A 12,649-nucleotide genomic window follows, 5' to 3' on the forward strand; every position below is an offset into this window, starting at 1 on the left:
CCAATGAGGCCAGCAACACGAACACGCTCAACAGTCCCAGAGTAAACCAGACGTTCAACATGAACACGCTGCGACGGCTCTGATGACTTTGCTCGACGAAGCCGAGAATCTTCAGCCCGATCACTGGCAGCACGCACGGCATGCAGTTCAGAATCAAGCCACCCAGCAGCGCCGCCCCCAGCATGAAAAATATTGACTCACCACCACCGCTTGCGGCCGGCTGTACTTTGGTAGGATCGAATCCGGCGGATGCCTCGCCAACGGCACCACGGGCTGCAGCGTCGGCCACTTGCTTGTAGCTCTTCGCCGGAGTGAAAACGAGCGGAATCGTTCCGGGCTTGTGCTGCGCATCCACCGGCAGCGTGACTTGAAATTGCACCGCTTGCGGCAGATCGCATCCCGTGCCGTCGCGGCACGTTTGAAAGCCGATCAGCCCGGCGAGCTTATGATCTCCCGGCGCGGCATCCTGCGGCACAGCCAGATCGATCGTCCATGTGACTGGCTGCTCGTAATATCGTTCTTTCTCGCCCGGCGCCGCTGTCGACGCCTTTTCGATGAGCTTTCCCGCAGCCGACGGCGGCGACGACTTTAGGCCGGCGGTTTCGCTCAATGCGATCAGCGTTGGTTTGGATATTTTTGGCGGGTCGCGATCGGCCAGGGCGTAGACGTGCCAGCCGTCGGTGGGCTCGGCCGAAATGACGAGTCTGGCCACTCCGCCGGGAGTGGCGACCGTCGGCTCGACATGTCCGCGAATAACGACGTGCGCGGTGCCAGGTTTGTAGCTGCCCGCATCGCCGACGACGCGCGGCTGTGGCAGCCCCGGAGCCGCGGCATCCTTGTTATAGGTGGCCGTAAACTTGACCGAGGTCGGCGGCAGGCAACTGCTTTCGTCGCAGGCCTGATAGGCAAACTTTCCAGCGATCGACAGGCCGGCAGGATCGGTCCCGGGCGTCAGTTCTAACGGGGCCGACCAGATCGCTTGCCCCTCATGCGTTTCCACGGGCAGGTTGTTAAAAACCGGCTCGACGTGCGATTCGGGTGGCGTGACCGACTTGAAATCGCCGGCCACCTTGTAGCCAGCCCCGGGATCGATGGTGATCTTGCTGCGAACAGGCCCGCCAGACTTCTGCGTCAGCGAGTAGATGTGCCAGCCGGTCCCGATATCAGCCGTCACGACCAGCTGAGGAACCTGCCCATTCCTGGCTGGCGCGATATGCGCTTCGATCATAACGGGGCCTGCCGCGGCGGCCGGCCCCCCTGACAGGTTGCCGCCAATGGCGCCCAGGTCAAGCTGCCCCGAGGCGGGCGTAGCAGCGGCAATAACCAGTGCCAGACCGACCCATGCCACCCGGTGGCCCGCCAACAATGCCTGCCGCATGCGACTCTCCCTCTGGTATCGATACATCTGCAATCGCGCCAGCGTTGCGAGGAGGTATTTTAGGTCCCTTTGACAGGCCGGGTCAATTTCACCTCAGACGGCCGATCCGATCACGCGCGGCGAATTCAATGTCTGCGCTGGAAGGCCTAAACGTCTTGGCTTGACGCGAGAGCCATGCACGACCGGCCACCCGTTTTGTGGAAAGATTGATGATTGCGGATCCCTGCCTGATGGCAATACGGCGGCAAAGTCTGCAGAATTTCCGGAAAACCCTTCCAATCTTGTAACATTTCGCTAACGTCGGGGTTCAATAGCGGAGTCACGCTGCGCGCCGCGCCCGCCAAGTATGCAATTTCGGCCTGGAGAACGCTCATGAGAATCAACACGATGCGGGCTTTTCTTATCATATGCGGGCTAATGCTCGCCGCGCAGCCGATGGCGACTGCAAATGGCGCAAATATCGTTGGCATCGCCGCGATGGGCGCCAGCGAAACCGAAGGGGACACCTACGACGGTAGCTGGGTCCCCTATCTGGCAAATCAGCGCGGACTGAATTTCGGCCCGAACCAGTCGTACAACGTGGCCATCGGCGGCAGCGACAGCAGCGACCTGTTGGCAGAAGGCCAAGATACAAAGGTCGCGGGCTTCGTCGCGGCCAACGAAGTGAATCTCGCCTTTCTGACTGTGGGCGGATTGGATTTTCCGCCCGTGGCGACGCAGATCCTGAATCACACGCTCAATACCTCGGCCTTCGTCAATCAAGTCACGGGCAACATCACTACGGCCGTCGACACCGTGCTGGCAGCCGGGCCAACAAAAATGATTGTGCTTGGCGTGCCGGACATGTCGCTCACCGGCGGCGGCCAGGCGACGTTGACTACGCCGGCCTTGCGACAACCGGTCGTCTCGCTGGTAGACCAGGTCAACGCGACCTTGAAGCCCGAGATCCTCGGCCGTGGGCAGGTCTACGTCGATTTCGCCGGCTTGATGCGGTCGTGGAGCGCGCAGCCGCTGGTCATCGGCGGAGTTACGATCGACACGAAGGACGAAGGCAGCGCGCCGACGGATTTGTGGCTTAACGATCTACACGTCGCCGTAGTGGGAAATGCGATCTTTGCCAACTTGATGCTCAGCGCCATCAACAAAGAGTACGGCACGGCGTATCCCCTGTTCAGCGATCAATTCATTCTGCAAACAGCAGGCCTGTCGTCCAGCTATTCCGGCGAGACTTCGCATATCGACTATTCTAGTTTTGTTTACTTGCCAGCCCCCGAACCCTCCTCGTTGGTCTTGGCGCTGTTGGCAGCGTTGGGCATTGCCAGCGGCTTATGGCGAACGCGTTCCGTGCGTGGCGTTGAGACACGCACAGTGATATCCAGGGCGTAAGCGTGTTACTCCGCGGACCTGCATACGAATCCGCCGCGACTCAGGCAAGGTGCGCGAGGCGGCGGCTGAAATAGTCGAGCCTTGCTTGGACGGCCTCCGGCCGCTCAAAAGCGCGCTGCTGTTCGTAGATCCAGACGAGCCAATTGATACCGCCCAACAGCACTCCACTAGTATCAAACGCCGTCACCAGCATCAGTTCGACTTCGGATAGAGGACGAACGCTTTCGTAGGCGGCGAGCCCCACTTTCCAGGCGGATCGATCGTCTTCGGCCAGGCTTCCCAACAGGCGGGCCACATCCGCGGCCACGTTCTCGGGTCGCATGGCGCCGGCGTCGATCAGGCCCGTCACCTCGTCCCCCAAGAAGAGAACATTCTCTTCCCAGATATCGCGGAGACACGGAACGAGAGCCACCTTGACCTGCACGGCCTGGTCAAGAATCTGCTGGACGTGTTCGGCCGCACGCGGAAAACACTCCAGAATCCGTGCCGCCGCACGACTGGAATCGTTCGCGCGCGCTACCGTTTGCTGCAATCGCTGCCAACCTCCGGCGCGTAACGCGGCAAGCTGATTGCGCCGCGCCGCCACACCAGGGGACGAGCACTCGGCCTCTTGCGGCAGCGGAAACGAGGCGGCTGCGCTGTGAAACGCGGCGAGCGTCGTCATCGCGGCACGCAACCGCGGCACGCTTGGCGCAAGATGGTAATCCGCCGCGCCCGCAAACCAAGGCGTGATCTCCCACAAGTGTCCCGCGTGGCGCACGTATCCCTGATGCGTCGTGGTCTCGAGTGGCAGTGGTATTCTGTCGAACCCTTCCTGGTGCACATGCCAGAGCACGGCCTGAATGAACTCCAGTCGCTCCGGAGTCGGATGCTCGGCCGGCCAGCGCCGCAAGCAGAGCAAGCCTTGCGGAGTATTGAGTCGCCACAGGCGCGATCCACTAAAGCCCCCGGCGCCAGCGAGGAACTCCGCTGCCTGCGGTTGGCAGTCTGCGGGGTACGCGCGCAATACCGGCCCGTAGTTAATCTCGTCGGCCATCGTATGACCAGGAAAAAAGGCGAACACGCCGCCGCCCCACCGCGGAGCACGGCGCGAGCAAGAAAACATTGCGCCTCAATCTACCAACGCAGTGCAGTCTACCAGCGCGTGGCGAAGTGGCTAAGACATGCATGGTCGCGTCGCGATACTGCCTCGCGAGTGCCAGCACAATTACAGATTACCAAGATCGCAGATGACCAAGCCGCGAGAGATTAAAATCTCAGTCCCACCACCATTGTCCCTCGGCCAGATCTTTCAGGCTGGTCTGATGATGCCGGTTGTCGACCTTCTTGCCGTCGTCGGGCAGCAGGTTATCGGACGACAAGGCTTGATGGGCTCGCACCGACACGCCGCCGCCGATCGGGGTCATCAACTGATTTCCCTTCCAGACGCTGGCGACGGCAGACTCAACTTCCACCGGCGCGTTGAAAGTCTGTACGGGAAATTTTTCCTCATTGCCGAGCAGGTCCATGTTCCAATGGGCCTTGGCGTAGTAGTCGTTCTGTTGAATGAACGCGGCGGCCACCGACATGTCGATCAGATTCCGCAATTGCGCGAAGACCGGCGATTTCGCCGCCAGCTCGGGGTATTTCTTCGTGAAGCCGCTTACGAACATGGCGCTGGCGCCGCTGGTAGTATTCGATTTGCCCCGCTGACCGTTCCCTCCCACGACTTCGTCGGCACCCACCAACTTGACTCCGTCACCGACCAACTCCATCGCCGAACGGTCCTCCGCAGCACGCACGCACTTGTAGTCGGGCACAAAGAACCAACGCTGCAATGCGTTGCGGCTGATGGCCCCGGGATTGGCCCGGTCGACGAAGCTGGCCAATTGAATCGGAGGACGCTCTAGCCCAATGCCGATCAACTTCATGCGATAGTCGGCTTCGACCATCACTTGCGCGAAGTGGGTATTGGGCGAAATGCCCCGGATCGCGACCTTCTGCAATCCTAGGCTGGTCCGCAGTCCATCGACAATAAAGTCCGTCTGGTCAGGCGTCGCTTCACGTCCGATCGAACGCAAGAAATCTTGCATCCGCTGCAGACCCTCGGGCGTCGGATCAATCGAGCAGCCGATCAGCGGGCTTTGTTCTTCGCCTGACGGATACGCGCGCAAGGCAACGATCAGATCTTGAAGTTCCAGAATCGGTCGGCCCGTCGTCAGGCCAACAACGCGTCCTGAGAGATTGCGGACCCAGCCTTCGGCTGCCCCGGCGATGACGATATCGCCCGAATCCTCGTAGAGGAACACGTAGCGCAGCCGGATCAACCCGGCCAGGCAAAGCATCTCGTCAGTGGGTTGTTGTCCTGCGTCGAGTCGGGCCTTGATGGCCTTTTCCAGCCTGGTGAGCGAGACCTTGCGCAAGTTGCTGCGCGCGGCCACCTTGTCGTTGAGTGTCGCATGTGCCTCTTCAATGCGGCGGCGCATCAGTGCGCCCGTGGGATCTTCGTAAACTTCCCGGCGCACAATGCCGTCGGCATTGACTACCACGCCGGCAGGCGCAAACGCATTCGGTTGGCTGCTGCCTCCCGTCGTGCCTCCCGTCGTTCCGCCAGTCGTACCTCCGGTGGTCCCTCCCGTGGTTGTCGTCGCGGACGCCCATTGAGAACTGGCGATTTGAACAATCGTCGCCACGACGATTGCGCTCAGGCAAGCCCACCAAGAATGAAACCTCATCCCATTTCCCTCCGTCTCTGCACACGTGACCGGTACGCCCCCACCAGCGAGAGCCCAAAAAAACTACGGGCCGGTGGGGGCGGATGATTGCTCGAGAGAAGAATCGGACCTATCTCATGGCCCAATAATGATGGTAATTTGGCAATCTAGGCAAAGCAAGGAGAGGCCGAGATTCACGACCCACACGACCCGTCCCGAGCGGCTCGTCGAATCGACGGTCGCAGGCCGGCCAGCGGCGGTTAAACGGTCCCCAGGACGCCGGCGGCTGCCATTGGCTATCCCTGCCGCGAGGCTAAATCCAGCCCTGCTTGCGATACCATTGGGTGGTCTGAGCGAAACGGGCTTCCAGGTCGGCGCCGACGTCGAATCCCAATTGTTGCCGGGCACGTTCCGCAGCGCACACCCAAGATCCGGCGGTCGCTTCGCGAATTTTGTCCAGGTTGAAGATATGCGGGCGCCTCCGCACGCGCGCCCAGGCCTCGTTGGCGCCAGCCAAGCCCCAACCGAGTACCTCGGGGGCACGCACGACGCGCAGGCGCCGGCAGCCCAACGAACGAGCGATCAACTGTCCCATTTCGGCAAACGTGGGATTGCGTTCCGAGGCTAGAAAGTAATAGCCCTTGGCAGGATCCTCGGTCGCGCCGGCCGTAATACGATCGCCACGCTCGGCGGCCGCGATGAGCCCGGCCACCAAGTCAGCCGCGTGGATCATCGAGGCCCGTCGCTCGGTAAAACCTGGCACCAAGTGCAGCCTGAGCCATTTGATCGGCCGCACCATGGCGAGCATGGTACAGTCCCCCTCGCCGAACACGATCGGCGGCCGAACGATGGTCAGGGGAACGCGATCGGCATAACGGATGGCCGCTAGTTCGCCGGCACGTTTGCTCCGTCCATAGTTCGACACAGGACACACAGGATCGAATTCGTGCCGCGGACGATTCTCGGGCGAAGGCCCAGCGGCCGCCAACGACGACACCAGCACCAGGACAGGCGGGGCAACTTGGCCCGCACTTGCCTGGGCGATGTTATGCGCGCCCTGCTCGTTGATGCGTAACAACGCATCGTACGAGAGGGCCTTGATCAGGCCGGCCAGGTGAAAAACGACATCCACCCCCCGCGTTGCGGTTACCAGGCTCGACGGATCGACGATGTCTCCATAGGCGATCTCGACCGGCAGCGGGGCCAGCCGTCCGATGTTCGAACTGGCACGCACCAGGCAGCGGACCTGATGCCCCTTGGCAACGAGCGTCTCGGCCAGGTGAGTACCGATAAAGCCGCTGGCGCCTGTAATTAATGCCTTCACGGTCGCGATTCCATGACCCGGATAAAGCCCACGCTGGCCGCTCCCCCTGGTTGGGCGATCAATTCCTGTTGTGTTGACGTTGCGATCGCGGGACGCCGGCTAATCGGCCACGCTATGAGCAGAGTCGCGAATCGGACATCGTCAGCCAGGTCTCAAAGGGGCTGTTTTTCTCGATTCCGCGGCTTGGCAACTTGCCGAAGCACCGCGCGTCGAACCTTGCCGACTGTGTGATCGCTATATTAGCATTGCACGTTTTCGATTAAAGGCAATCGGGGCTGGCCGACAATGCGCCCCGTCCCGTTGCCGATGTTTGATACCGACGGCGCGATCGGTCGAGACATTCGTTCAGGAGTCGCCAGCGACTCATTTGGCTGCATGGAATCAGCAGCCTAGAAAGATGCTATGTCCGCAGTTGTCGTTAAGCCTGTGAATTCTTGGAGCGACCGGCGTGCCTTTTTGGCGCTACCGGCGGATCTCTACCGGGACGATCCACATTGGATCCCGCGCCTGAGAATCATCGAGTGCGAGTTATGCGGCTATAAGCATCATCCATTTCACGAAGTCGCCGAAGTACAAACGTTTCTTGCCATCCGCGATGGCAAGGTCTGCGGCCGGGTGGCAGCCATCGTCAACCGCGAGCACAACAAAGAGCATAAGGAAGAGCGCGGTTTTTTCGGATTCTTCGAATCTGTCGACGATCTCGATGTTTCCCGTGCGCTCTTCGACACCGTACGCGATTGGCTGGCCGCGCGGGGCATCACCAAGATGCGCGGTCCCGCCAATCCCTCTATGAATTACGAGTGCGGGCTGCTCGTGGAAGGGTTCGACAGCCCGCCGACTTTTTTGATGCCTTATAATCCGGCTTACTACGAACGCCTGGTCGAGGACTATGGATTCCAAAGGTCCCAGGATCTTCTGGCCTATGTGGGCTACAAGGCTCAGCTGCCCAACTTCGAGAAAGAGATGGGCTGGCTGGTCGATCAGGCGCAGGAACGTTGCCAGGCCACGCTCCGCCCGATGGTTCCGTCGAACAAGAAGGACGTCGAGCTGTTCTTGAACCTGTACAACCGCTCTTTCGAGAACATGTGGGGGTTCGTACCGCTTACTTTGCACGAGTTGGCCGAGTTCGTCCGCACGTTGAGCTATCTGGTCAGCCCGGATTTAGCGCTGATTGCCGAGGTCGACGGACGCGGCGTGGGGGCCGTGCTGGGGCTGCCCGACTACAATCCCCGCATCAAGCGCATCAAAGGAAAATTGCTGCCGTTCGGGTTTCTGCACTTGCTGGCCGGCCGCAAAGATGTCCGCCGCATTCGCATCATCAGCATCAACGTGGTGCCCGAGTTTCAACGCTGGGGCTTGGGGCTGGTACTGCTCCGCGGGCTGGTGCCGAAGGCACTTTCGCTCAACGTCGAAGAGGCGGAATTCTCCTGGATCGCCGAATCCAACGTCATGCCGCGCATGGGCCTCGAGAAAATGCAGGCCACGCTGCAAAAGAGATTCCGCATGTACGACTGGGAACAGACCTCAGCCAGCAGTTGAGCTGCGTGCCCGCCGCCACAGTGTCGCCAATTCGCCGAGTAAGCCGTGGCTGATCGTCCGCCGATAGGGCGAGTCGGCAGGCAATCCGGCCATCAGTCGCTGATGTGCGGTCGACAGTGCGTGATAGGGCAGCGAGGGGAACAAATGGTGCAAGGCGTGAAATCGCAGACCGACCGGCGCCCACAACTCGCCCGTGACGGGATTGTGCGGGTAGTTCAATGAATCGAGCAATTGGTCGACAAAGCTGACGTCCTCGCCGCCGTGCAGGTAGCGGTGCGCCCCCAACGTGCGGATCGCGTTCAACGTCAGCACCCCGACGCTGATGGCATAGGCATCGACCAGCAACATCCAAGGCCGCAGTCCCAACGCACAGATTCCGATGAGCGATACCAGGTAGGCAAAGCACGCCACTTCCTGCAGGCGCCACGCGCGTAATTCGCTGCGGGCCGGCAGCGGCCGCACGAAGGTTGGATCAATGACCATCGACGACATACGCTGATAGACAAACCGCCGCGTGGGCGGGCTGACCCACGTCAACGGCGCCAGCACCAGGAATCGGAATGCCGCAATCAGGGGCACGACAAACGGCTGGCCCAGGTACAGCAGAATGTTCAGCGCGGGCCCCGTGGCCAGCGGCAAGTATTCTCCGTCGTCTTTCGTGCCGTAATGCTTGCGAACATGGTGCAGCGTGTGCGTCTGATAGAGGAACGATGGAATTAAAAACGGAATCCCACACAGCAGGTTCCAGGCGGCGCGAAAGGTCTTGAATTTCTCGCCTCGCAGATGCACGACTTCGTGGCTGAACATGGCCGCTCGGTAGAAAGCCAGTACCGCGATGGCATACACCGCCAGCCACGCCGGCGGCGACAGACTGACCCGACGCAAAACCAGGAACGCCGTCAGCCCGATCCCAAACGACAGGAGAAAGTCTGTCCAATAAGTCCGCAGACACGGCGTGAACAGGTCGTTGACCAGGTGCCGTGCGTCACGCAGGGAAAAATCGGTGCGACAGTGCGCAGACGTATCATGGCAACGTCTATCCTGGCGCGGCCGTGGCAGCGACAGACCGGCAACGCCCGGCACGTCGAACTCAGACGTAACGCTCATGATTAGCTCGGAATCACGTCGACCTGGGGTCTTTCCCAATGTGCGCCGCTGGAAAAGTTCGCCAGCAGCGCTCGTTCGGAAACTCGGCAGGCCTCGCGTGGTTCCTTGATAATCGCGGCCGTTTGTCCATCTGATCTAAGCCTATCAATCACACGGCATGTTCCAACGTAAGGGCTCGTACCGCATGGCAATAGCTACGACCGGCTGTTCCGTGTCGCGCCCGTCCTCCCGGCGACCGAATCGACGCGGTCCCTGGACAAAACCTAAATAGCGGCAATGATTTATGCCGCCGTCCTGGCGGCACAGATCGGGCGTTTCACGTATCAAACACTGCTTCAAGCGCGGGAGTCGCACGGTGTCGGCGCGAGACATCGTCATCACAGGCCTGGGAGTCGTCAGTCCGATCGGCGTCGGCCTGGACGCTTTTTGGTCATCACTGCTCGAGGGGCGCGGGGGCGTGCGCCCCGTCACGCTGTTCGACGCCAGCGGCATGCCCGTCACTTTTGGTGCCGAGGTTGCCAACTTCGATCCCAAAGAGTTCGTCAAGCCACGGAAGAGCCTGAAGGTGATGTCGCGCGACATCCAACTGGGCGTCAGTGCCGCGGACATGGCCTGCACTCAGGCCGGCATCACGCCAGGCAGTTTCGATCCGGACCGCCTGGGTGTGGTTTTCGGAAGCGACATGATCCTTTGTCTTTTGGAGGACGTCGAATCGGCCTACCGGGGCTGTCGCGTCGATGGCAAATTCGACTTTAACCGGTGGGGTTCGCAGGCCATGACGCAGATGTATCCGCTCTGGATGCTGCGCTACCTGCCAAACATGTCGGCCTGTCACATCGCCATCGCCCACGATGCCCGCGGCCATAATAACTCGCTGACAATGGCCGAAGCCTCGAGCCTGCTGGCGGTGTCCGAGGCCGTGCGAATCATCGAGCGCGGGCATGTCGACATGGTTCTTGTCGGGGGCGCAAGCTCGCGCATTCATCCGACGACCTTCGTCCGTGCCGGCATCAGCGATGTGTCACGCCGGTGCGACCAGCCGGCGGCAGCCAGCCGCCCGTTCGACGCCGCCCGCGACGGCGCCGTCTACGGCGAAGGGGCGGCGGCCATGGTGCTGGAAACGCGCAGCCATGCCGAACAGCGCGGGGCAAAAATACAGGGACGCGTCCTGGGCTTCGCCAGCGCCTTCGAGTCGAGGCACAACGGCACGCCGCTGGGCGGGTCGGCGGTCCGCGCCTCGATCATCGGCGCCTTGCGATCCGCGGGGCTCACCCCGGCGGACATTGGCCACGTCAATGCCAACGGATTGAGCACGATTTGCGACGATCGCGTCGAAGCTCAAGCCATCCGCGACGTGTTGGGAAACGTCCCCGTCACGGCGCCCAAGAGCTTTTTCGGAAATATCGGCGCCGGCACGGGCGCCGTCGAAATGGTGGCCAGCGTCTTAGCCCTGCAAGAGAACCTGGTGCCGATCACGCTCAACTACGAGCAGCCGGACCCACTCTGCCCCGTGAATGTCATTCACGGCGAGCCACACCGCGACGCGCCGCCGATCGCCCTGCTACTGAATCAGGCACCCGCCGGGCAGGCGGTGGCCGTCGTGATCGCGGCCGAGGGCTGAACGCGGCAGCCGGCTCGACTCAGCTACCAGCAGAAGTCGAAGCCCAGCGAGACGCCTTGAAACATCAGAGCGCCGTTTTTCCTGACGACCGGTTGGAGATTGTTCGTGTATTGAACTTGTTCCGGTGCGTTCGCGATTCCGCCGACCCACATGAAGTCATAGGAAAAGCGCAGGTAGGCCCGCTCGAACATGCGCCTGGTGGCCACCACGCCCAGGTCACCGATGAAGGCCGGCCCCACGCCGCCACCGGACGTCGAGCTGGCCGAATTACCGAAGTCTTGATCCACGATCGTCACGTTAGACGATTGCCGGGCCGAGTTGCCATAAATACCAGCCTTCGAGCGAACACCCATGGTCCAGGTGCTGGTGTGCATGAAAATATCTGCGCCAATCTGCCCTCCGACCAATGTGTTGCTGGTCGCCGCATTGTATACGCCGCTGTAAGAGGTGCCGTCGAAGAAGGTACGGGTGCCCGTACTATTCCAGTTAAAGTGATCGTTGAAGGTAAAAACCCGCACGCCCGCCAACAACGAATGCACGAGTGTCGGAGTGCCAACTTGCACCCAGCTGCCATCGGGACGTTGCGCCACCCGATCGGGCCTGGGCAAGCGGCCGATCCGATAATTCATCTCGAAGTTATTGAATGTCGACCGCTCGGCGATCGTCATTCTGGAAACGGTTGCATAGGCGGTTTGGCTCCCGTTAGTTTGAGCTGGTATCGTTTCCCCGATGTTGATGATCGTCGGATTGAAGCCACCGACAATCACCGGAAATTTTGAATACAGGCCGGGGATGGCGACCAGCGTTGCCACGGCCCCGTTTATGGGGATAAAGCGTGGCGGCCCGTTGGCAAAGCTGTCGCTCTGCCAGTTGTTCAGTCCCAAATACGAGAACTCGATGGAGTGCTGCCGCTGAATAATGTCCTCGAACAGATTTCGACCAAACGTCAGCCGCATGCCGGGCGTGGCATCGAACCGGGACAACGCCCGATCGGTCATGTACTCGCGTTCGCCGGTGATTTGAACGCCCACTCCGGTTGTCGTGTTGACGGGCACGCCAACAAAGATGCGTGCGATGGAAATCGACGTGTCTTGCCGTGAGGGAGCCGATCGTTGAATGAGTGTGACGGCCAGCGACGAGTACCACAGCGGACCGCGGTTGTTCCACAGCCCGTCAGGGATGAGCGACTCTTGTTCTTCCTCGAATGAATCGCCGGGGAAGATGCTGTCATTGCCGTCCAGCGCGTCGCCGAACTCGCCGACGAATTCGCTTCCCGGCATGGGCGGAGCTTGTTCTTCAGCGGCGGGCTGCGACGGCCTTCCCGGCGGAACGTTCTCGGGCTCGGGCGCCGGGGGAGAGTTTTCCCAGTACGCCACCTGGCGCACTCCCATTTCGGGGCGGCGAAACTGCGCGGAGCACCAGCCGGCCAACGGCGGCCCTAAGACCACCGCGATAGCAACGACAAGCCTTGACAGCACTCCGAGCACGAACCATCTCCTCGCGGACGCGAAGAATTATGCTTACGCCGGCACGCAGAGCCCGTAGGCGCCGGTGTCCCATTCCTAATCGGCCAGCTCGGGCCCGCAAAACAGGAATAACCG

General features: G+C 61.1%; 9 protein-coding genes. 3 read left to right on the forward strand and 6 right to left on the reverse strand.

All coding sequences use genetic code 11. From position 1 onward, the window contains the following. On the reverse strand, nucleotides 1–1,378 hold a 1,378-nt coding region (locus tag VGG64_23720; protein HEY1602633.1), incomplete at its 3' end, for a protein-disulfide reductase DsbD domain-containing protein. Between the two features lie 372 nt (nucleotides 1,379–1,750). Between VGG64_23720 and VGG64_23725 the strand changes: the two genes are divergently transcribed. Further along, nucleotides 1,751–2,764 (forward strand): hypothetical protein, encoded by a 1,014-nt coding sequence (locus tag VGG64_23725; GenBank protein HEY1602634.1) that lies wholly within the window; start codon nucleotides 1,751–1,753, stop codon nucleotides 2,762–2,764. 40 nt (nucleotides 2,765–2,804) lie between these two features. Here VGG64_23725 and VGG64_23730 read toward each other — a convergent pair whose 3' ends face one another. The 3 genes from VGG64_23730 to VGG64_23740 all read right to left on the reverse strand — a co-directional run bounded on the left by VGG64_23730 (nucleotide 2,805) and on the right by VGG64_23740 (nucleotide 6,781). After that, the gene (locus VGG64_23730) at nucleotides 2,805–3,869 is read right to left on the reverse strand and encodes a phosphotransferase (GenBank protein ID HEY1602635.1); all 1,065 of its coding nucleotides are present in this window, start codon (nucleotides 3,867–3,869) and stop codon (nucleotides 2,805–2,807) included. Nucleotides 3,870–4,020: 151 nt separating this feature from the next. After that, complete coding sequence (locus VGG64_23735; GenBank protein ID HEY1602636.1) at nucleotides 4,021–5,478, reverse strand: DUF1598 domain-containing protein; 1,458 nt, start codon at nucleotides 5,476–5,478, stop codon at nucleotides 4,021–4,023. A gap of 292 nt (nucleotides 5,479–5,770) precedes the next feature. Beyond that, complete coding sequence (locus VGG64_23740) at nucleotides 5,771–6,781, reverse strand: NAD-dependent epimerase/dehydratase family protein (GenBank protein ID HEY1602637.1); 1,011 nt, start codon at nucleotides 6,779–6,781, stop codon at nucleotides 5,771–5,773. Nucleotides 6,782–7,183: 402 nt separating this feature from the next. On the opposite strand from VGG64_23740, the gene VGG64_23745 reads away from it, so the two are divergent. Next, nucleotides 7,184–8,320 (forward strand): N-acetyltransferase, encoded by a 1,137-nt coding sequence (locus VGG64_23745; GenBank protein HEY1602638.1) that lies wholly within the window; start codon nucleotides 7,184–7,186, stop codon nucleotides 8,318–8,320. Here the strand turns inward: VGG64_23745 and VGG64_23750 are convergent. After that, nucleotides 8,306–9,427, reverse strand: a complete 1,122-nt coding sequence (locus VGG64_23750) for a fatty acid desaturase (protein ID HEY1602639.1) — start codon at nucleotides 9,425–9,427, stop codon at nucleotides 8,306–8,308. The genes VGG64_23745 and VGG64_23750 overlap by 15 nt on opposite strands. Nucleotides 9,428–9,782: 355 nt before the next feature. Between VGG64_23750 and VGG64_23755 the strand changes: the two genes are divergently transcribed. Continuing rightward, complete coding sequence (locus tag VGG64_23755; GenBank protein ID HEY1602640.1) at nucleotides 9,783–11,048, forward strand: beta-ketoacyl-[acyl-carrier-protein] synthase family protein; 1,266 nt, start codon at nucleotides 9,783–9,785, stop codon at nucleotides 11,046–11,048. Between the two features lie 23 nt (nucleotides 11,049–11,071). Here the strand turns inward: VGG64_23755 and VGG64_23760 are convergent, their stop codons facing one another. After that, nucleotides 11,072–12,535: a hypothetical protein gene (locus tag VGG64_23760; protein HEY1602641.1), complete on the reverse strand. Its 1,464-nt coding sequence runs from the start codon at nucleotides 12,533–12,535 to the stop codon at nucleotides 11,072–11,074. Nucleotides 12,536–12,649 lie beyond the last annotated feature (114 nt).

This window comes from Pirellulales bacterium, assembly GCA_036490175.1.
Classification (GTDB): Bacteria; Planctomycetota; Planctomycetia; order Pirellulales; family JACPPG01; genus JACPPG01.